Annotated in this window: 20 protein-coding genes and 1 riboswitch; of the genes, 9 read left to right on the forward strand and 11 right to left on the reverse strand. The window is 70.3% G+C overall.

Going from position 1 to position 19,293, the window contains the following annotated elements; translation table 11 throughout:
* Nucleotides 1-18 precede the first annotated feature (18 nt).
* The 4 genes from ACLQ2O_RS16840 to ACLQ2O_RS16855 all read right to left on the reverse strand — a co-directional run bounded on the left by ACLQ2O_RS16840 (nt 19) and on the right by ACLQ2O_RS16855 (nt 3,066).
* Nucleotides 19-762: an amino acid ABC transporter ATP-binding protein gene (locus ACLQ2O_RS16840; protein ID WP_425832225.1), complete on the reverse strand. Its 744-nt coding sequence runs from the start codon at nt 760-762 to the stop codon at nt 19-21.
* Nucleotides 746-1,495 (reverse strand): amino acid ABC transporter permease, encoded by a 750-nt coding sequence (locus tag ACLQ2O_RS16845; protein WP_425832226.1) that lies wholly within the window; start codon nt 1,493-1,495, stop codon nt 746-748. Before ACLQ2O_RS16845 ends, ACLQ2O_RS16840 begins: the two co-directional genes overlap by 17 nt.
* Nucleotides 1,495-2,367: a substrate-binding periplasmic protein gene (locus ACLQ2O_RS16850; RefSeq protein WP_425832227.1), complete on the reverse strand. Its 873-nt coding sequence runs from the start codon at nt 2,365-2,367 to the stop codon at nt 1,495-1,497. The genes ACLQ2O_RS16845 and ACLQ2O_RS16850 overlap by 1 nt, the downstream gene beginning before the upstream one ends.
* 138 nt (nt 2,368-2,505) lie before the next feature.
* The gene (locus ACLQ2O_RS16855; RefSeq protein WP_425832229.1) at nt 2,506-3,066 is read right to left on the reverse strand and encodes a helix-turn-helix domain-containing protein; all 561 of its coding nucleotides are present in this window, start codon (nt 3,064-3,066) and stop codon (nt 2,506-2,508) included.
* A 149-nt stretch (nt 3,067-3,215) separates the two neighbouring features.
* On the opposite strand from ACLQ2O_RS16855, the gene ACLQ2O_RS16860 reads away from it, so the two are divergent.
* Nucleotides 3,216-5,234 (forward strand): vWA domain-containing protein, encoded by a 2,019-nt coding sequence (locus ACLQ2O_RS16860; RefSeq protein ID WP_425832231.1) that lies wholly within the window; start codon nt 3,216-3,218, stop codon nt 5,232-5,234.
* A gap of 51 nt (nt 5,235-5,285) precedes the next feature.
* Here the strand turns inward: ACLQ2O_RS16860 and ACLQ2O_RS16865 are convergent, their stop codons facing one another.
* The 4 genes from ACLQ2O_RS16865 to ACLQ2O_RS16880 all read right to left on the reverse strand — a co-directional run bounded on the left by ACLQ2O_RS16865 (nt 5,286) and on the right by ACLQ2O_RS16880 (nt 9,804).
* Nucleotides 5,286-6,509 carry an RNA polymerase sigma factor gene (locus ACLQ2O_RS16865; RefSeq protein ID WP_425832233.1) on the reverse strand — a complete coding sequence of 408 codons (1,224 nt, stop codon included), beginning with the start codon at nt 6,507-6,509 and terminating at the stop codon, nt 5,286-5,288.
* Complete coding sequence (locus tag ACLQ2O_RS16870) at nt 6,506-6,829, reverse strand: YciI family protein (protein WP_425832235.1); 324 nt, start codon at nt 6,827-6,829, stop codon at nt 6,506-6,508. Before ACLQ2O_RS16870 ends, ACLQ2O_RS16865 begins: the two co-directional genes overlap by 4 nt.
* A gap of 116 nt (nt 6,830-6,945) precedes the next feature.
* Nucleotides 6,946-8,160: a protein kinase domain-containing protein gene (locus ACLQ2O_RS16875; protein ID WP_425832237.1), complete on the reverse strand. Its 1,215-nt coding sequence runs from the start codon at nt 8,158-8,160 to the stop codon at nt 6,946-6,948.
* Nucleotides 8,161-8,187: 27 nt separating this feature from the next.
* Nucleotides 8,188-9,804 (reverse strand): ABC-F family ATP-binding cassette domain-containing protein, encoded by a 1,617-nt coding sequence (locus ACLQ2O_RS16880; RefSeq protein WP_425832239.1) that lies wholly within the window; start codon nt 9,802-9,804, stop codon nt 8,188-8,190.
* A gap of 263 nt (nt 9,805-10,067) precedes the next feature.
* On the opposite strand from ACLQ2O_RS16880, the gene ACLQ2O_RS16885 reads away from it, so the two are divergent.
* From ACLQ2O_RS16885 to ACLQ2O_RS16895, 3 genes are read left to right on the forward strand one after another with little or no spacing between them, the layout of a single operon-like run.
* The gene (locus ACLQ2O_RS16885; protein ID WP_425832241.1) at nt 10,068-10,784 is read left to right on the forward strand and encodes a DUF969 domain-containing protein; all 717 of its coding nucleotides are present in this window, start codon (nt 10,068-10,070) and stop codon (nt 10,782-10,784) included.
* Nucleotides 10,781-11,758, forward strand: coding sequence for a DUF979 domain-containing protein (locus ACLQ2O_RS16890; protein WP_425832243.1), 978 nt, complete (start codon nt 10,781-10,783; stop codon nt 11,756-11,758). Before ACLQ2O_RS16885 ends, ACLQ2O_RS16890 begins: the two co-directional genes overlap by 4 nt.
* Complete coding sequence (locus ACLQ2O_RS16895) at nt 11,758-12,696, forward strand: DUF2891 family protein (protein WP_425832245.1); 939 nt, start codon at nt 11,758-11,760, stop codon at nt 12,694-12,696. Before ACLQ2O_RS16890 ends, ACLQ2O_RS16895 begins: the two co-directional genes overlap by 1 nt.
* On the opposite strand, the gene ACLQ2O_RS16900 is transcribed toward ACLQ2O_RS16895, so the two are convergent.
* Nucleotides 12,680-13,315 carry a hypothetical protein gene (locus tag ACLQ2O_RS16900; RefSeq protein WP_425832247.1) on the reverse strand — a complete coding sequence of 212 codons (636 nt, stop codon included), beginning with the start codon at nt 13,313-13,315 and terminating at the stop codon, nt 12,680-12,682. The genes ACLQ2O_RS16895 and ACLQ2O_RS16900 overlap by 17 nt on opposite strands.
* A 9-nt stretch (nt 13,316-13,324) precedes the next feature.
* Nucleotides 13,325-14,164, reverse strand: a complete 840-nt coding sequence (locus tag ACLQ2O_RS16905; RefSeq protein ID WP_425832249.1) for a hypothetical protein — start codon at nt 14,162-14,164, stop codon at nt 13,325-13,327.
* Nucleotides 14,165-14,341: 177 nt separating this feature from the next.
* A riboswitch (FMN riboswitch) is annotated at nt 14,342-14,473 on the forward strand.
* 143 nt (nt 14,474-14,616) lie between these two features.
* On the opposite strand from ACLQ2O_RS16905, the gene ribD reads away from it, so the two are divergent.
* From ribD to ribH, 5 genes are read left to right on the forward strand one after another with little or no spacing between them, the layout of a single operon-like run.
* Nucleotides 14,617-15,645 carry a bifunctional diaminohydroxyphosphoribosylaminopyrimidine deaminase/5-amino-6-(5-phosphoribosylamino)uracil reductase RibD gene (gene ribD, locus ACLQ2O_RS16910; protein ID WP_425832251.1) on the forward strand — a complete coding sequence of 343 codons (1,029 nt, stop codon included), beginning with the start codon at nt 14,617-14,619 and terminating at the stop codon, nt 15,643-15,645.
* A complete protein-coding gene (locus ACLQ2O_RS16915; RefSeq protein ID WP_425832253.1) occupies nt 15,646-16,269 on the forward strand; it encodes a riboflavin synthase in 624 nt (207 codons plus the stop codon).
* A complete protein-coding gene (pnuC, locus tag ACLQ2O_RS16920) occupies nt 16,266-16,937 on the forward strand; it encodes a nicotinamide riboside transporter PnuC (RefSeq protein ID WP_425832255.1) in 672 nt (223 codons plus the stop codon). Before ACLQ2O_RS16915 ends, pnuC begins: the two co-directional genes overlap by 4 nt.
* Before the next feature lie 3 nt (nt 16,938-16,940).
* Nucleotides 16,941-18,173, forward strand: a complete 1,233-nt coding sequence (locus ACLQ2O_RS16925) for a bifunctional 3,4-dihydroxy-2-butanone-4-phosphate synthase/GTP cyclohydrolase II (protein ID WP_425832257.1) — start codon at nt 16,941-16,943, stop codon at nt 18,171-18,173.
* A complete protein-coding gene (gene ribH, locus ACLQ2O_RS16930; RefSeq protein ID WP_425832259.1) occupies nt 18,174-18,644 on the forward strand; it encodes a 6,7-dimethyl-8-ribityllumazine synthase in 471 nt (156 codons plus the stop codon).
* A gap of 37 nt (nt 18,645-18,681) precedes the next feature.
* Here ribH and ACLQ2O_RS16935 read toward each other — a convergent pair whose 3' ends face one another.
* Nucleotides 18,682-19,278, reverse strand: coding sequence for a TetR/AcrR family transcriptional regulator (locus tag ACLQ2O_RS16935; RefSeq protein WP_425832261.1), 597 nt, complete (start codon nt 19,276-19,278; stop codon nt 18,682-18,684).
* Between the last annotated feature and the right edge of the window lie 15 nt (nt 19,279-19,293).

Raw genomic sequence — 19,293 nt, forward strand, 5'->3', positions numbered from 1 at the left:
CGCGACGCCGCAGCGTCGTCAGAGCACCTGCGACAGGAACTGCCGCAGCCGTGGCGACTCGGCCGCGCTGAACAGCTTCTCCGGCGCCCCGGCCTCGACCACCACGCCGCGATCCATGAACGCGACCTGGTCGGCGACCTGCCGAGCGAAGCCCATCTCGTGCGTGACGACCACCATCGTCATCCCCGCGCCCGCGAGGTCGGCCATCAGCCCGAGCACACCCTTCACGAGCTCCGGGTCCAGCGCCGAGGTCGCCTCGTCGAACAGCATCACCTCGGGCTTCATCGCCAGTGCCCGCGCGATCGCGACCCGCTGCTGCTGCCCACCGGACAGGTTGCCCGGTCGCGCCGACGCCTTCTCCTTCAGCCCGACCAGTTCCAGCTGGACCAGCGCGGCCTCGGCCGCACCCTCCTTGGTCAGCCCCTTGATCTTGCGCAGCGGCAGCGTGATGTTCTCCAGCACGGTCTTGTGCGGGAACAGGTTGAAGTGCTGGAACACCATCCCGATCCGCCGCCGCAGCTCGTCCGGGTTGCTCTTCAGCACGGACTCGCCGCCGAGCTTGATGTCTCCGGCCGCCGGCTCCAGCAACCGGTTCGTGGCCCGCAGCAACGTCGACTTGCCCGAGCCGGACGGCCCGATCACGCACGCGGTCGACCCGGCCGGTACGGCGAGGTCGACGCCGCGCAGCACCTTGTTGTTGCCAAAGGCAAGCTCGATCCCGGTCAGCTCCAGGCTGGCCGCGGACTCAACGATGGTCGGCATGGGCGAGCTCCTCGGCCTCGAGATCGGCGGGACGGCCTTCGCGCAGGCGCTTGTCGAACCAGTTGACCAGGTGCGTCAGCGGCACCGTGATGATCAGGTAGAAGATGCCGGCCAGCAGCAACGGCGACAGGTTGCCGTTGGTCGCGGCCGCGTCCTGCCCGATCCGGAACAGCTCCCGCTGGCTGGCGAGCAGCCCGAGGAAGTAGACCAGGCTGGACTCCTTGATCAGCGCGATGAACTGGTTGACCAGCGCCGGCAGCACCCGGCGTACGCCCTGGGGAATGACGACCAGCCGCATCCCGGTGCTGTAGCCGAAGCCGAGCGCGCGGGCCGCTTCGAGCTGGCCCTTCTCCACACTCTGGATGCCGGACCGGAAGATCTCGCCGATGTAGGCGGCGGCGATCAGCGACAGCGCGAGGATGCCGAGCGGGTACGGGTTCGGTCCCCACCAGTGCCGGGTGATCGGGGACAGGCCCTGACCGATCAGCAGGATGGTGAGGATCGCGGGCAGGCCGCGGAAGATGTCGGTGTAGATCTTCGCCGGCCAGCGGAACCACCAGTGCCGCGACAGCGCCATCACCGCCACGACCATGCCGAGCACGGTGCCCAGCACGACCGAGGCGGCGGCGAAGATCAGCGTGTTGACCAGCCCGACCTCGAGCATCTCGGGCAGGACTGCCTTCATCGACTCCCAGTCGAGAAAGGTGTCGCTGAGGGTGGACCAGATGTCCATCAGCCGGCGGCGGGGGTGCTACCGGCCTTCGGCGCGGTGTACTTCACGGTCCCGCTGCCCGGCTTGAAGTTCGGCGGTACGGCGCGGCCGGGGTAGTACTGCTCGACCAGCTTGGTCCAGGTGCCGTCCGCGATCACCTCGTCCAGCGCCTTGTCGACGGCCTCCCGCAGCTTGTCGTTGCTCTTGGCCACGGCGAACGCCATCGGCGCGTCGCTCAGCTCCTTCGCGGCCAGGATCACCACGCCGCCGCCCTGCTCCTTGGCCATCTTCTCGCCGATCTCGGCGGGGGAGACCCAGGCGTCCGCCGTACCGGCCTTGAGCTGGCCGACCGCGGCGTTGTAGTTCGGCACGCGGACCGGGTTGAGCTGCTTCTCGGTGGCGTAGTCGTCCTGGACGGTTCCCTGGACGACGACCACGCGCTTGCCGGTCAGCTGGTCGAACGTGGTGATGCCGGAGCTCTTGGTGGTGTTCAGCCCCAGGTAACCGAAGTCGTAACCGTTGCTGAACGCAACAGTCTTCTTGCGGGCCGCGGTGACCGTGATGGACGAGCTGCCGAGGTCGAACTGCCCGCCGTTGACCTGTGAGAGCAGGGCGGAGAAGTCGGTGCCGACGAACTCGGGCTCGAGGTTGAGCTTCGCCGCGACCGCGGTGATCAGGTCGTTGTCGAAGCCGGTGAACTTGCCGTCCTTGACGTACACGTTCGGCGGCGCGTCGGTGAGCGTGCCGATCCGCAGGGTGCCCTGCTGCAGCAGGCCGAGGTCGGGGCCGGAGGCATCGGTGGTGTCGTCGCTGCCGCACGCGGCGAGCGCGACCGCCAGGGTGACGGCGGTACCGAGGGCCGCGAAGCGGCGGAAGGCGCTGATGGCGCGCACGGGTGTCTCCTTAGGAACAAGTGAATCTGGAACGGTGGGGATGGCCCACCGCACGACGCTAACGCCGCCCGCGGGGGCGGCATTCCGTCGTGACACCGGATGAGACGGCTCCGGAATGTCTACTCCAGGCGTGGTATATCAGCCGGAACGACGCTCGAAGTGTGTCACAGCGTCATCGGTCCGTCCCGTACCGTAGACGGTCAGCAGCTCGGCAAGTCGCGGCGACTCGGCCCGGATCAGGTCCGCGGCCCGCTGGATCTCTGCTGCGGAAGCGACATCGCGGAACAGGTCCTGGATCTGGCGGACCACGGTCCTGCTCACCGCCGACTGCGCGGTGGCCGGGCCGGTCGCGCCGGCCGGCTGGAAGGCCGTTGCCGTGGGCGACGACCTGGTGAACGCGCCACTGCTGCCGCCGATCTCGAGCAGTGCGATCTCGATCACGTCCCGCGCGAACCCGGCGGCGCCGTCGCGGCCGGCGAACTCGTCGAGCGCCTGCAGCCGGGACACGACGTTCGGGTTGCCGATCTTCACCCGCTGGGCGCTCATCAGCTGCGACAGCATCGGCGCGGACAGGCCGATCACGTCGGCGACCCGGGCCTGGGTGAGGCCGAGGGTGCCGGCGATCCGGCGGACCAGGTCGCCCAGCGGTTCGCCGTACAACTCGGTCTGCTGCTGCAGATTCTGCGCCGTGTGGTCCATTGGCGTGATGTGCTCCTCGTACCGCCTGGGAAGACTGTCTTAACGATCTTCGCACCTGCGAACCCGAAAATCCACTTCTGAGCCTGAGTTGACATTCGCGATAGCAAACTGCAAAGCTTGCGATAGCGAATCTCACCTGGAGGAAACCGATGTTGCGAACGCGAGCGCTCCGACGCCCCTCGGCCCTGTTGCTGGCCGGAGCGGTGCTGCTGGCCGGCCACTCGATCAGCACCGCCCACGCGGCTCCCGCCGACGGGGACGACGGCAAGCTGGTCCTGGTGCTGGACTCGTCCGGCTCGATGGCCGAGCCGGCCGGCGGCGGCCAGACCAAGATCGTCGCGGCCCGGACGGCGCTGACCCGCGTGGTCGGCAAGCTGCCCGAGAACGCGCAGGTCGGCCTCCGGGTCTACGGCGCGACCGTGTTCAAGCGCAGCCAGCCCGGCGCCTGCACCGACACCCAGCTGACGGTGCCGATCGGCACCGGGAACCGGCCGGCCCTGCGGACCGCGATCTCCAAGTACAAGCCGTACGGCGAGACCCCGATCGGGTACTCGTTGCAGGAGGCCGCCAAGGACGTCGGCACCGAGGGGCAGCGCACGATCGTGCTGGTCTCCGACGGTGAGGCGACGTGTGCGCCGGCGCCGTGCGACGTGGCGCGCTCGATCGCCAAGCAGGGCATCGACCTGAAGATCGACGTGGTCGGGTTCAAGGTGAGCGGCAAGGCCCGCAGCGACCTGCAGTGCGTCGCCCGGGAAGGTCGCGGCGACTACTACGACGCCGACTCCACCGACGACCTCGAAGCCGGGCTCGACCGGCTGTCCACCCGCGCCTTCCGCCCGTTCCGGATCTCCGGTACGCCGGTGCAGGGCACGGCCGCGCAGCCGGGCTCGCCGGAGCTCGTCCCGGGTCTGTACTCGGACAAGTTCGACCTGAAGGACAAGCTGAAGCACTACACGCTCAAGCGGACCATCCCCGGGTCGACGCTGCGAGCCGGGATCAGCTTCCGCCGCCCGTCGGAGGCGACCAGCCTGGTGATCCAGACCGAGCTGCAGGTCGCCACCCTCGATGGCGAGGACTGCAGCAAGAGCTACCCGCGGGTCCAGGAGGGTGAACAGGGCTTCGCGACCGGGACGGCGACCAGCTGGACGAAGTTCAAGAAGGAACCCGGCAAGTGCGCCAACGACGACGCCCTGGTGCTGACTGTTGACCCGGGCAAGGATTTCCGCGAGATCAAGGACGTCGCGTACGAGATCCGGGTCGACGAGGAGCCGCCGGTCGAGGACACCACCAGCCTGCCGGCCGAGGCCAACGACCCGACCTGGGTCGCCATGCCCGGCACCACCCCGCGCGACATCGTCCCGGGCTCGAGCTTCCCGGACGCGCCGCTGCTGGAGGCCGGAACCTACAAGACCACGCTGATGCCGGGCGAGCTGCAGCTGTACAAGGTCAAGGCCGACTGGGGTCAGCGGATCCAGGCCCAGGCCACCGTGCCGCCGCTGTCCGGCGCCACCGCGGACGCGCTGGGTCTGGTCCGCTACCTCGACACCGCGGTGATCTCGCCGAACGGCGAGGAAGCCTTCTCGGTCTTCGCGAAGGGCGCACCCGGCGGTCCCGGTGGCAAGCGCGGCGTCCTCACCAAGCGCGGTGTCACCCAGGCGATCACCACCAAAGAGATCCGCTACATGAACCGCGACGGTGCGAACAACCAGGACACCGGTACCTCGATCCCCGGTGAGTACTACGTCGTCGTCTCGCTGACCCGCAAGGACGGCGACACCCCGTTCACCGTCCCGATGACGCTGACCGTCGGCACCCCCGGCACGGCCGGCGCCGGCAAGCCCGCCTACACCGACGGCGCGACCCCGGTCGCCGGCGACTCGGTCACCCCGAGCGCCACCCCGTCGGAGCCGACCGGCGAGAAGACCGAAGCCGGCGGGCCGGTCCCGACCGACACCACTGTGGACGATGACGACGGTGCGCCGTACGCGCTGATCGGCGGGCTCGGTGGCGGTGCGCTGCTGCTCATCCTGCTGGGTGTCTGGGCCGTGATCCGCCTGCGCAAGCCGACCCAGCCGGCCGGCCCGCAGTACCCGGGTCAGCAGTACCAGCAGTACCCGCCGCAGCAGTACCCGCCGCAGAACCCCAACCAGGGTCCCAACCCGCGCTAGTCCAAACCCCTTCAGAGCCCCGGCCGGTCATTGACCGCCGGGGCTCTGGTGTCAGCCCAGCTGGTCGCGGCGGCGGGTCAGGTACGCGGTCTCGGCGGTGTTGCCGGCCAGCTCGATCGCTCGGTCGTACGCCGCCCGCGACTGCTCGCTCCGGCCGAGCCGGCGGAGCAGGTCGGCCCGGGTGGCGTGGAAGGCGTGGTAGGCGTCGAGCTTGTCCGCCAGGCGGTCGACCGTGGCCAGCGCGACGTCCGGTCCGTCCAGCTCGGCGACCGCGATGGCCCGGTTCAGGGTGACGATCGGCGACGGGTCGATGCGGACCAGTTGGTCGTACAGGGCAACGATCTGCGACCAGTCCGTGTCGCGGACGTCGCGGGCCGAGGTGTGCACGGCGTTGATCGCCGCGAGGATCTGGTAGCGGCCGGGGGCGATTCCGGTGGCCAGGCGTTCGCGCACCAGTTGGTGGCCTTCGGCAACCAGTACGAGGTCCCACGCGCCGCGGTCCTGCTCGTCGAGGGTGACCAGCTCGCCGTTCGCGGAGACCCGGGCGGTACGGCGGGCCTCGGTCAGCAGCATCAGCGCGAGCAGCCCGGCCACCTCCCCGTCGGCCGGCAGCAGGGCGCGGATCAGGCGGGTGAGCCGGATCGCCTCGGCGGTCAGCTCGTGCCGGACCGGGGCGGTGTCCGCGGCGGTCGCGAGGTAGCCCTCGTTGAAGACCAGGAACAGGACGGCGAGCACACCCGAGACGCGGCCTGGCAGATCATCCGCGGACGGCACGCTGTACGGGATGCGGGCGGCCTTGATCTTGCCCTTGGCGCGGGTGATCCGCTGCCCGACGGTCGACTCCTGCGCCAGGAACGCACTCGCGATCTCGGGCACGGTCAGGCCGCCGACCATCCGCAGCGTCAGCGCGATCCGGGCCTCCATCGCGAGCGCCGGGTGGCAGCAGGTGAAGATCAGCCGCAGCCGCGGGTCGTCGATCGCGCCGAGAGGCTCGGGCGGTACGGCGTACGACATCTGAGCCTCCTTCTGCTTGTCGGCCCGCTTGGACTCGCGCCGCAGCCGGTCGATCGCCCGGCGGTTCGCGGTAGTGGTCAGCCAGGCGCCGGGGTTCGGCGGTACGCCGTCGGCCGGCCACTTCTCGACCGCGGTCGCGAACGCCTCGGCGGCCGCCTCCTCGGCGATGTCGAGGTCCCCGAAGCGCCGGGTCAGGGCGGCGACGACCCGGGCCCACTCCTCGTGGTGGGCCTGGGTGATCGCGGCGGTCGCGTCGGTCACAGGAACGGCCGGACCTCGACCTTCCGGTGGCACGCCCGCGACCCGTCGGCCGCGAGCTCGAGCGCGACGTCGAGATCGGGCGCCTCGAGGATCCAGAAGCCGCCGAGGTACTCCTTCGACTCCAGGAACGGCCCGTCGGTGAACAGCGAGGCGCCCGCGCGGTTGTCGATCACGGTGGCCGAGCTGGGGGCGGCGAGACCGCCGGCGAACACCCAGTGGCCGTCGGCCTGGAGCCGCTCGTTGAACACGTCGACGGCACCCAGCTCGCCGTCGGTCGCGGAGTTGGTGGTGTCGTCGATCACGGAAACCAGGTACTGCATCGCGTCATCTCCTGTGCTCGGTGCCGTCCCCGCCGGACGGTCGCTCACCCCTGCAACGAACGCCACTGGGCTGATCCGACACCACTCGGCGAAGAATCTCCAGTGCGCCACCCCGGTCAGCGGAGGAGGAGCCAGGCGGCGGTCCCGGCGAGAGCCAGGGCGGCGACGAAGCTGACGACGGCCAGCCAGGTGAGCAGCTTCCGGCCGGACGGGGGTCGAGCAGCGGGGAGAGGGTGGGAGCCGGTGGGCTGCTGGGGTGGTGTTGGTGTGCGGGGTTCGCCGGTGGCGGGGGCGTTGGCGGGCTGACGGGTGGGAGCAGGCTGGAGTGGTGTGGGGGTGCGAGGCTCCCTGGCAGCGGGGGAGCTGGCGGCAGGGGAGCTAGCGGGGCCGGGGCTGGGGGTTTGCTGGCGTGGTGCCGGCGTGCGGGGTTCGCCGGTGGCGGGCTGACGGGTGGGAGCAGGCTGGAGCGGTGGGGGAGTGGCTGGGCCGGTCGGAGTCCAGCGGGCGGGCAGCGGCGGCAGCTGGTTGAAGACCTCGGGTGGGTCGGGCTGCGTGGTCCAGGGAGTCGTGCCGGGCGAGGGGAGAGTGCCCGTGGCGGCCAGGAGGCGGGCGGCTTCGGGGGCGGTGGCCGGGCGGGCCGCCGGGTCTTCGGCGGTGAGCTGGCGGATCAGTTCGGCCAGCGGGCCGTCCGGAGGAGTGATGGGGGCGGCAGGCTCAGGGCGGTCGCCGGTGAGGAGCTCGGCGGCTACGGCGCCGACGGTGTAGAGGTCCTGACGAGGGTCGGGGTCGGCGCCGAGCAGTTGTTCGGGCGGGAGGTAGCCGGGCGTTCCGAGGATTGTGCTGTGGCGGGTCATCCGCGGCTCGTCGACCAGGCCGGCGATGCCGAAGTCGGAGATGCGCAGGTGGGGAGACCCGGTGCCGGTGGCGTCGAGCAGGAGGTTCGCCGGTTTGAGGTCACGGTGGATCACCCCGGCGGTGTGGATGGCCGACAGGCCGTGGAGGAGCTGGTCCACGAGCACTGCGACGTACGCCGTGGGCAGCGGGCCGTGGTCGCCGAGCAGCGTGGCGACCGAGCCGCCGCGGACCAGGTCCATCGCGAACACGACCTTGTCGTCCTCGGCGGCCCAGCCGTGCGGCGCGACGACGTGCTGGTGCTGGATGCGCAGCGACTGCTCACGCACGAAGCGCAGCAGCATGCCGGCGTCGTGCTGACCGAGGACCTTGGCGGCGACGTACGTGCGCTTGCGCAGGTCCCAGGCGCGCCAGACCGAGCCCATGCCACCGGAGCCGATCAGATCGATCAGCTGGTACCGCCCTGCCAACGCCTCCATCGGGATGAAACTACCGGGCCCGGGGGCTCAGGAGGAACCGGAGGTTGCGGACTCGCTCACCTGCCCGTCGCTCAGCGTCAGCCACCGCGTGATCCCGAGCGCGGACAGGAACCGCTCGTCGTGGCTCACGACGACCAAAGCACCCTGGTACGCCGTCAGCGCCGACTCGAGCTGCTCGACGCTGACCAGGTCGAGGTTGTTGGTGGGCTCGTCGAGCAGCAGCAGCTGCGGCGCCGGTTCGGCGTACAGGACGCAGGCGAGCGTGGCGCGGAGGCGTTCGCCGCCGGACAGGACGCCGGCGGGCAGGTGGATGCGCTGGCCGCGGAACAGGAAGCGGGCCAGCAGGTTCATCCGTTGCGCCTCGGGCATGGTCGGCGCGCAGTGGGCGAGGTTCTCGGCGACCGTGCGGTCGAGGTCGAGCAGGTCCAGCCGCTGGGACAGGTATGCGATCCGGCCGTCGGCGCGCTTGACCTCGCCGCCGGTCAGCGAGCCCTCGATCCAGCGCAGCAGCGTCGACTTGCCGGTCCCGTTCGGCGCGGACAAAGCGATGCGTTCAGGTCCCCGGATGTTCAGCGACGCGCCCTCGCCGGTGAACAGCTCGCGCACGTGGAGCCCGCTGCCCTCGAAGACCGTGCGACCGGCGGGCACCGCCGTACCGGGCAGCTCCAGCGCCAGCCGCGGTTCGTCGCGGCGCGCCCGTCCGGCCTCGTCGAGCTTGGCCTTGGCGTCGCTGAGCCGGTTCGCGTGGGTCTGGTTGGCCTTGGCCGCGGAGACCTCGGCCGAGCGCTTCATGTTGCCGGCGTTGATCCGCGCCAGCCCGGCGTCCTTCAACCCCTTCTGCGCGGTGCTCGCCCGCCGCTGGGCCCGCTCGCGCGCCTGCTGCATCTCGCGCTTCTCGCGCTTGAGGTCCTGCTCGGCCGAGCGGATGTTCTTCTCCGCGACCTCCTGCTCCGCCGCGACAGCCTCCTCGTACGCCGTGAAGTTGCCGCCGTACGACCGGAGCTCGCCGCGCTCCAGCTCCGCGATCCGGTCCATCCGGTCGAGCAGGGCACGGTCGTGGCTGACCAGCAGGAGACAACCGTTCCAGTTCTCCAGTACGGCGTACAGGTTGCGCCGGGCCTCGAGATCCAGGTTGTTGGTCGGCTCGTCGAGCAGCAGGATGTCGGGCTGCTTCAGCAGCTGCGCGGCCAGCCCGAGCGAGATCACCTGGCCACCGGAGAACGTGCTCAGCCGCCGCTCGAGGTCGGCGTCGAGCCCGAGCCGCTCGAGCTGCGCGCGGGTGCGCTCCTCGATGTCCCAGTCGTTGCCGACGGCATTGAAATGGCGCTCGTCGACGTCGCCGGACTCGATCGCGTTCAGCGCGTCGATGACCGGCTTGACCCCGAGCACCTCGGCGACGGTCAGGTCACCGACCAGCGGCAGCGTTTGCGGCAGGTAGCCGAGCACGCCGTCGACGGAGACGCTGCCGGCGGTCGGCTTCAGCTCCCGGGCGATCAGCTTGAGCAGAGTGGACTTGCCGGCGCCGTTCGGCGCGACCAGGCCGGTCCGCCCGGGACCGACGGCGAAGGACAGGTCGGTGAAGACGGGGGTGTCGTCGGGCCAGCTGAACGACAGGGAGGAACAGACGATGAACGCATCGGACATGCGGGAGACCTCGCGAAGCAGTGAGCACGCCGCCTCCAGGCGGCGGAAATGGTCAGGAAACGCCGATCAGGCCACGGCTACGGCGCTCAGCGCCAGCTCGATGGCCTGTCACCCCGGGACTCACCCGGAGATGTCGTCGTCAACTCCCGTACTCACCGCCACACCATAACAAAAAGTAAAAATCTGAGTTAGTGATTGTGGGTTTGTTCAACAATGCATACGATCACACCGCCCGAAGACTCAGCAGAAGCGGAGGTAGTGCGGTGCTGGTCCTGATCGGAGTCCTGCTGGTAGTGGTGGGGTTCGCCCTGCGTCTGAACCCCCTGGTCGTGGTCACGGTGGCCGGGATCGCCACCGGCCTGCTCGGCGGGCTGAGTCCGGGCAAGATCCTCGACGAGTTCGGCAACGGCTTCGCCGGGAGCCGATCGGTGACGCTGTTCATCGTGGTGCTGCCGGTGATCGGCCTGGTCGAGCGGTTCGGGCTGCAGGAGCAGTCCCGGCGCCTGATCGGCAAGCTCACGTTCCTCACCACCGGGCGCCTGCTGGCGTCGTACCAGGTGATTCGGCAGGTGACGGCCGCGGTCGGGCTGATGTCGATCGGCGGGCACGCGCAGACGGTCCGGCCGCTGATCTACCCGATGGCCGAGGGCGCGGCCGAGCGTCGCTACGGGCGGAAGCTGCCCGAGGCGGTGCAGGAGCGGATCAAGGGCCACTCGGCGGGGGTGGACAACGTGGGCGTGTTCTTCGGTGAGGACGTCTTCATCGCGGTCGGGTCGATCCTGCTGATCACCGGCTTCGTCGACTCGACGTACGGGCTCAAGCTGGACGCGCTGCACGTCGCGTTGTGGGCGATCCCGACGGCGGTGTGCGCGCTGCTGATCCACGGCGGGCGAATGCTCTACTTCGACCGCCAGCTCGACCGCCTGATGGCGGTCGACGGTCCGCCGCCGGCCGTGAAGAAGAAGGAGGCCGACCGGTGATCAAGGTCGAGTGGTTCTACTGGCTGTGCGGTCTGCTCTTCCTCTTCGGAGCTGTCCTGACCCTGCGCGACCGCAGCAACAGCAAGCGGTACGGAAGCGCCGCGTTCTGGGGCCTGCTCGGCGCGTCCTTCGGCTACAGCACCTTCGTGGTGAACAAGACCGCCCCGGCCTGGGTGCTCGGTGTGGTCGTGATCGCGATGACGGTCCTCGTCGGCACCGGCCAGCTCGGCCGCGGCAACGAGGTGTCGACGAGCCTGGCCGAGAAGGCGGCCGCCGCCAAGCGGTTCGGCAACAAGCTGTTCGTGCCGCCGCTGGTGATCCCGCTCGGCGCGCTGATCTTCGCGGTCGGGCTGGCCAAGATCAAGGTCGGTGACCAGCCGTTCCTGGAGAAGGGCTCGGAGACGCTGATCGGTCTGGGCGTCTCGGCCGTCGCGGCCGCGATCGTCGGTGTGATCATGCTGCGCCCGCCGTCCGTACTGACCCCGCTCAAGGAAGGGCACCGGCTGCTCGAGGTGATCGGCTGGGCGGCGGTGCTGCCGCAGATGCTGGCGACGCTCGGCCGGTTGTTCACCGACGCCGGTGTCGGCGACGCGGTCGGCCGGGTCACCACGCACGTGCTGCCGGAGGGCTCGCTGTTCGGCTCGGTCGTCGTGTACTGCCTGGGCATGGCGCTGTTCACGGTGATCATGGGCAACGCGTTCGCCGCGTTCCCGATCATGACCGCCGCGATCGGCTACCCGGTGCTCGTGCAGACCTTCGACGGCAACCCGGCGACGGTGTTCGCGATCGGCATGCTGGCCGGCTTCTGCGGCACGCTGACCACCCCGATGGCCGCGAACTTCAACCTGGTCCCGGCCGCGCTGCTCGACATGAAGAGCCGGTACGGGCCGATCAAGGCGCAGCTGCCGACCGCGATCCCGCTGCTGGTCTGCAACATCGTCCTGATGTACTTCCTCGCCTTCGGGGTGCTCTGATGAACCAGCGGTACGTCGAGATCGCGCTGCAGAACCTGCGGACCGAGTCCCCGCACCAGCTCGACCACGTCGTGCGCGACGGTCGGGCCTACTCGGTCAAGGAGCTCCATCCGGCGTTCCACACGTCGTACGACTGGCACTCGTGCGTGCACATGCACTGGCTGCTCGTCCGGTTGCTGCCCGAGGACCCTGAGGCGATCCGGGAAGCACTCGACCGGACTCTGACGCCGGACGCGCTCGCGGCCGAGGCGGCGTACCTGCGGAGCTCGCCGTCCTTCGAGCGTCCGTACGGCTGGGCCTGGGCGCTCGTGCTGGCCGCGGCGGTCAGCACGAGTCCGGACCCGGCGGCGAAGAAGTGGGCCGCGGCGATGACGCCGCTGGTCGCCGCGATCGTTGACCTGAGCAACGAGTGGCTGCGGGGCGCCGCGCGGCCGGTCCGCTCGGGCGTCCACTCGAACTCGGCGTTCGCGCTGGCGCTGCTGCTCGACGCCGCCGAGGCCCTCGGCCAGGACGAGCTCGCCCAGGCGGTCCGGGACAAGGCGCGCACCTGGTTCGCCGAGGACCGGGACTGCCCGATCGCCTGGGAGCCCAGCGGCGAGGACTTCCTGTCGCCGGCGCTGTCCGAGGCGGACCTGATGCGCCGGGTCCTGACCGACGACGAGTTCGCTGCCTGGCTGCCCGCCTTCCTGCCGGACCTGTCGTCGCTGCAACCGGTCGAGGTCCGCTACCCGATCGACGGCCGCCAGGGGCACCTGCAGGGGCTCAACCTCACCAGGGCCTGGCAGCTCGCCGCTCTGACCGACGACGAGCAGCAGGTGATGGCCCACCTGGAAGCCGCCCTCCCGAGCGTCACCAGCGGCGACTTCAACCACGACCACTGGCTGGCGACGTTCGCCTACCTCGCCCAGGGCGGCGGACTGATCACGTCCGCTGGGTGAGGTCGACCACCAGAGCCGCCAGGAACAGAGCCAGTACGGCGAACAGGACGATCCCGCTCAGCGTGAGCGTCAGCCGGCTGCCGACCTTCGCCAGCAGGCCGCGGTCCCACAACGCCTCGGGGTCGTTCACCGGGGTGCCGTAGCCGCTCATGAACCGCGCGAGCGACACCCCGGCGCCGCCGGCCCGCGCAGCTTTCAGCGCCCTCTTCGCAGCCGGGAGCAGGTCCTTTTCGGTGCCGATGACAACGTTCTTGGTCTGCGGTATGCCGTCGGGACCGGTGAGCTGCGCACCGTCCGGGCCGACCAGCGCGATGCCGAGCACGTGGATTCGCCGCTGCCGGTCGAAGGACGCGACGGCGACCACGCAGAGCACTCCGCACAGGATCGCTACGGCGACGAACCAGGTCCGGTTGGACCTGTTCGCGGTCAGGTACGCGGTGGCCATCAGCGCGATCACCAGCACGCGCGGTCCGGCGGTGACCAGGAACGACGGCGTACTGTCGGTCAGCCAGGTCCACTTCTTCACCGAACCGACGGTCTTCAGCAGCAGCATGCTGAACAGCGCGACCAGCGCCAGGGCGATCGCCGCGATGTTCGCGAACGGGCCGTACTCGTCCATCACGGGCTCCTAGAAGTTCAGGTGGACGCTGGGGTTCCCGGGCAGCGTGACCTGCGCGCTGGTGTCCCAGGTGACGGTCCGGTACGCGCCGCCGTCGACGCCGAACAGGTAGGTCCCGGACTGCAACGTGCTGCTGGCCGGGCTGGTCGGCGCACTGAAGTAGTTGGAGGTCAGGAAGTAGGCGCCCGACCAGAACACCCGCAGGCCGGGCGTGTTCGTCGTCACCTCGAACGTGCACCCCGGTACGGCGGTCGCTGGGTGCCCGCGGCGCCGGGGGAGCCGCATCAACGGCGCCCGGTCTCGCTGCTCGCCCGTCTCGGCAACGATCCGCACGGCCAGAAAGCCGGTGAGCCGCGCCCGGACCTGCTGGCGGGCGACGTCGTGCGGGATCAGCCGGAACCGGTGCTCCAACCGCCCGTACGCCGTGAAGCGTCGGCTCAACTGGTCACGGACCTGCTCGTGGGGCTCGGTTCCGTACCGGAGGCCGGCGATGCTGTCGGTCCACGACCGGCCACCTTGGGCCCGCTCCAGCAGATCGAGCGAGATGGGGACGACCCCAGCGTCCGGCCGGCTGCCGGCGGAGGGCTCCACCGTCAGCGCCGGCACCTCGAGACCGAGCTCGGACAACAACGCGAGCTGCTGCCGGAACCAGGCGGCGTCCTGCTCCACGTCCGCGAGGGCGGTCCGGTCGTCGTCGGCCGGCACGGCCTGGTCCTCGTCCGCGAAGCCGCCCTCGTCGTGCGCGATCAGGTCCCGGACCGGGCCGCCGTCGAGCAGTTCGTACGCCAGGTACGCGGCGCGTGCGCGGGCTTCGCGCGACGCTCCGTCCTGCCGGTCGTCCGGACTCATGAGGTTCCCCCACCCCTGTGCGCCGCCGTCCCGTGGCCCCCCACTGGATCGACGCCGCCTGTAGTCGACGATGGTGACACTGGGTAGCGCGGAGGTCCAGCGTCCGGTCCAGGTGATGGAAGCAACAATCGGCCGGCTGCCGCCCCGGCGTACACTGAAACCACGAGTGAACCCACTCGCGTGCTCCGGGGTCGGTGTAATTCCGAGCCGGCGGTGACAGTCCGCGACCCGGTCGATGCAGTTTGTCGGCCGGTTGACCTGGTGGAACTCCAGGACCGACGGTGAAAGTCCGGATGGGAGGCGCACGCGATCGGCGTGCGCTCCGACGTGCGGACAGCGCGCGGCCGTAGTGGGTCGCGTGACGTGAGCCCGAAAAGGGTGTTCCGGACGGCGGTCCGCGTGCCGGTTGTCACGGCCCCCCGGTGCGCGTCCGTGACAACGAGGGACCGTCTGTGAGCAACGCTTCACCGATCGACGTCGCCTGGATGCGCCGTGCGATCGAGCTGGCCGCCCGCGGGATCGGCAGCACGCACCCCAACCCGGTCGTCGGCTGCGTGATCACCGGCCGCGACGGGCATCCCGCCGGCGAGGGCTACCACGAGCAGGCCGGGGGCGGGCACGCCGAGGTGAACGCGCTGCGGATGGCCGGGCCGCGCGCCCGCGGCGGTACGGCGTACGTGACGCTGGAGCCCTGCAACCACACCGGCCGGACCGGGCCGTGCGCGGACGCGCTGATCGAGGCCGGGATCGGGCGCGTCGTGTACGCCGTACCGGATCCGAACGCGCAGGCCGCCGGCGGCGGCGAGAAGCTGCGCACCAAGGGCATCCAGGTCGAGCAGGGTGTGCTCCGGGCCGAGGCCGAAGCGGTCAACCACGTCTGGCTGCACAGCGTCCGGACCGGCCGCCCGTTCGTGACCTGGAAGTTCGCCACGACTCTGGACGGCCGCAGCGCGGCGCCGGACCGGACCAGCAAGTGGATCACCGGCGAGGCCGCCCGCGCCGACGTGCACCGCCAGCGCGCCGAGTGCGACGCGATCGCCGTCGGCACCCAGACCGTGCTGGTCGACGACCCCGAACTGACCGTGCGCGACGAGAACGACCGCCCGGTCGCGCGCCAGCCGCTGCGGGTCGTGGTCGGCGACCGCGAGATCCCGGAGACCGCGCGGGTCCGCAACGACCGCGCCGAGACGCTGCTGCTGCCGACGCACGACCCCGCCGAGGTGCTCCGGCAGCTCGACGACCACCAGATCCGCCACCTGTGGCTCGAGGGCGGGCCGACGCTGGCCGCCGCGTTCCTGCGCGCCGGGCTGGTCGACCAGATCGTCGCGTACGTCGCTCCGGCGCTGCTCGGTGCGGGCTTCTCCGCGGTCGGCGACCTGGGCGCGGAATCTATCGACCACCTGCGGCGCTTCACCCTTGCGGACGTCACTCGCCTCGGCGACGACGTCCGGCTCACCCTGACTCCCCTGGGAGGGAAGTAGATGTTCACCGGAATCGTCGAAGAGCTGGGCACCGTCGAGTCGCTCGACCTGCTGGAGGGCGACGCGGCCCGGCTCACCATCCGTGGCCCGAAGGTGACCGAGGACGCCGGGCACGGCGACTCGATCTCGGTCAACGGCTGCTGCCTCACCGTCGTCGAGACCGGTGCGGGCACCTTCACCGCCGACGTGATGCGCGAGACGCTGCGCCGGACCAGCCTGGGTGGTGTCGAGAAGGGCTCGACCGTCAATTTGGAGCGGGCCGTCACGGCGCACGCCCGGCTGGGCGGTCACATCGTCCAGGGTCACGTCGACGGCGTCGGCACGATCGCGAGCCGCGAGCCGGCCGAGCACTGGGAGGTCGTCCGGGTCGCGGCCGGCCCGGAGATCCTCAAGTACGTCGCGGAGAAGGGCTCGATCGCCGTCGACGGCGTCTCGCTGACCGTCACCGACGTCGACGACGCCACGTCCACCTTCGGGATCAGCCTGATCCCGACCACGCTCGAGCTGACCGTGCTGGGGCGCAACACGATCGGCGACACCGTCAACCTCGAGGTCGACGTGATCGCGAAGTACGTCGAGCGGTTGCTCACCGCCCCGAATAGTGTTGCTGGAGGCAACGAATGATCGACTGGCTGCTGCACGAGCAGGTCACCGTCGCGGGTTCGCCGGTGCTCGTGCGTGAGATCGTCGGCAACGTGTTCGGCCTGGCCAGCGCGCTGTTCGGGATGCGCCGGCTGGTGTCGGCGTGGCCGATCGGCATCGTCGGCAACGTGCTGCTGTTCACGGTCTTCGTCGGCGGGCTGTTCGACACCCCGCAGGACAAGGATCTGTGGGGCCAGGCCGGCCGCCAGGTCTTCTTCGCCCTCGTCAGCCTGTACGGGTGGTACCGCTGGTACCAGACCCGCCACGGCGGCGCCAAGACCGGCGTCCAGCCGCGCTGGGCGACCGCCCGGCAGCGGCTGGAGATGCTCGGCGCGGGCGTCGTGCTCTACGTGATCGCCTACTTCGTCCTGCGCGAGCTCGGGTCGTGGGGTCCGCAGTGGGACGCCTGGATCCTGACCGGCTCCATCCTGGCGACGTACGGGATGGCCCGTGGGTTCGTCGAGTTCTGGCTGGTCTGGGTCGCGGTGGACGTCGTCGGCGTCCCGCTGCTGGTGCAGGCCAAGTTCTACCCGTCGGCGGCGATGTACGTCGTCTACGGACTGTTCTGCGTGCTCGGGTTCGCGGCGTGGTGGCGGATCAACCAGCGGGAGACCGTAGCGGTCACCCCCGAACCAGTGGTGGTGGGTTAGACGATGGGCGAGGTACTGAAGCTCGACACGATCGAGCACGCGATCGACGAGATCCGCGCCGGCCGCGCGGTGATCGTGGTCGACGACGAGGACCGGGAGAACGAGGGCGACCTGGTCTTCGCCGCGTCCAAGGCGACGCCGGAGCTGCTGGCGTTCCTGATCCGGTACAGCTCGGGCGTGGTCTGCGTCCCGATGGAGGGCGCCGAGCTGGACCGGCTCGGCATCCCGCTGATGACCCCGCACAACCGCGAGAAGCTGCGCACGGCGTACACGATCTCGGTCGATGCCCGCGACAACATCCACACCGGGATCTCGGCCGCCGACCGGGCCCGGACGATCCGGGTGCTGGCGGACTCGGCGTCGGAGTCGTTCGACCTGGTCCAGCCCGGGCACGTGTTCCCGCTGCGGGCGCGGGAGGGCGGCGTCCTGGTCCGTCCCGGGCACACCGAGGCCTCGATCGACCTGGCCCGGATGGCCGGGCTGCGGCCGTCCGCGGTGATCTCGGAGCTGGTCAACGACGACGGCACGATGAAGCGCGGCGCGGAGCTGCGCACGTTCGCCGACGAGCACGGCCTGGTGCTGGTCTCGATCGCGGACCTGATCGCATACCGGCGCCGGACCGAGCGCCAGATCGAGCGCGTCGCGACCACCACGCTGCCCACCCGGTACGGCGACTTCGTTGCCCACGGCTACCGCAACACCGTCGACGGGTCGGAGCAGCTGGCGCTGGTCCGTGGCGAGATCGGCGACGGGCCGACGCTGGTCCGGCTGCACTCGGAGTGCCTGACCGGCGACGTGTTCGGTTCGCTGCGCTGCGACTGCGGTCCGCAGCTCGACGAGGCGATGCGGCAGGTCGCGGCCGAAGGTGGCGTCGTGGTCTACCTGCGCGGGCACGAGGGCCGGGGGATCGGCCTGCTGCACAAGCTGCAGGCGTACGAGCTGCAGGACGCCGGCCGCGACACCGTCGACGCGAACCTGGACCTCGGGCTGCCCGCCGACGCCCGCGACTACGGGACCGGCGCGCAGATCCTGGCCGACCTGGGGATCAAGTCGATGAAGCTGCTGACCAACAACCCGGACAAGCTGACCGGCGTCCAGGGCTACGGCATCGACGTGGTCGAGCGGCTCGGGATCTCGATCGACCCGACCGAGCACAACCTGCGCTACCTGCGCACCAAGCGCGACCGGATGGGCCACCACCTGCCCACCGGCACGGACGAAGAGGGAGTCAACTAGATGTCGGGAAGTGGAGCACCCACGATCGAGACGCCGCGGGTGGAGGGCGCCCGGGTTGCGGTCGTCGCCGCGCAGTGGCACCCGAAGGTGACCGACGCGCTGGTCGCGGGCGCCGTCCGCGCCCTGGACGAGTCGGGCGTCACCGACTACTCGGTCATCCGCGTTCCCGGCTCGTTCGAGCTGCCGGTCACGGCGCTGCACGCGGCCAAGTCCGGGTACGACGCGGTGGTGGCGCTGGGCGTCGTCATCCGCGGCGACACCCCGCACTTCGAGTACGTCTGCCAGGCCGCGACGAACGGGCTGATGGACGTCGGCATGAGTACCGGCGTACCGGTCGGGTTCGGTCTGCTGACCTGCGACAACGACCCGCAGGCGCTGGACCGGGCCGGGCTGCCGGACTCGCGGGAGGACAAGGGCTACGAGTCCACCCAGGCGGCCCTGGTGACATTGGCCGCGATCAAGAACCTCTGAGGTCTGAGCGGGGCAGCCGGCCGGCTGCCCCGCTTTTTCATGCCTTGGCGCCCAGCAGGGCCGCTGTGTGCGACCAGAGCTGGTCGAGCTGGCCGGGATCGTTCCTGAGCTTGGCGAACAGCACCGACCCTTCGAGCTGCGCGACCAGCGAGCGAGCGGCCTCGCGGGTGTCCGTGGTGGCGATCGCGCCCGCGCGCTGAGCCTGGTCGAGGACCTCGGCGACCAGCGTGATCTGCTCGTCGAAGATCTCCTGCAGGCGGCGCTGGATCTCCTCGTCGCGCGCGCTCAGCTCCAGCGCCAGGTTGCCGAACAGGCAACCGGTCACGGCGCCGGTCTCCTTCTGGGCGGTGCGCTGGAGCTCGGTCGTCGCGTCGTACAGATCTCTCAGGCGTTCCAGCGGCGCCTTGTCGCTGCCCAGCAGCGCGGTCCACTGGGCGCGCTGGTCGATCCAGTGCTCCTCGATGACCGCCTCGGCCAGCGCCTGCTTGGAGTCGAAGAAGTAGTAGAAGCTGCCCTTCGGTACGCCGGCGGCCGTACAGATCTCCGCCACGCCCAGCGCCGAGTACCCGCGCCGAGCGAGCAGCTCGCGGCCTGCCTTCAGGATCTTCGGTCGTGCGTCGCTGGTCCGTCCCATGTTGAAAAGTATATG

Source organism: Kribbella sp. DT2, assembly GCF_049844575.1.
Taxonomy (GTDB): Bacteria; Actinomycetota; Actinomycetes; order Propionibacteriales; family Kribbellaceae; genus Kribbella.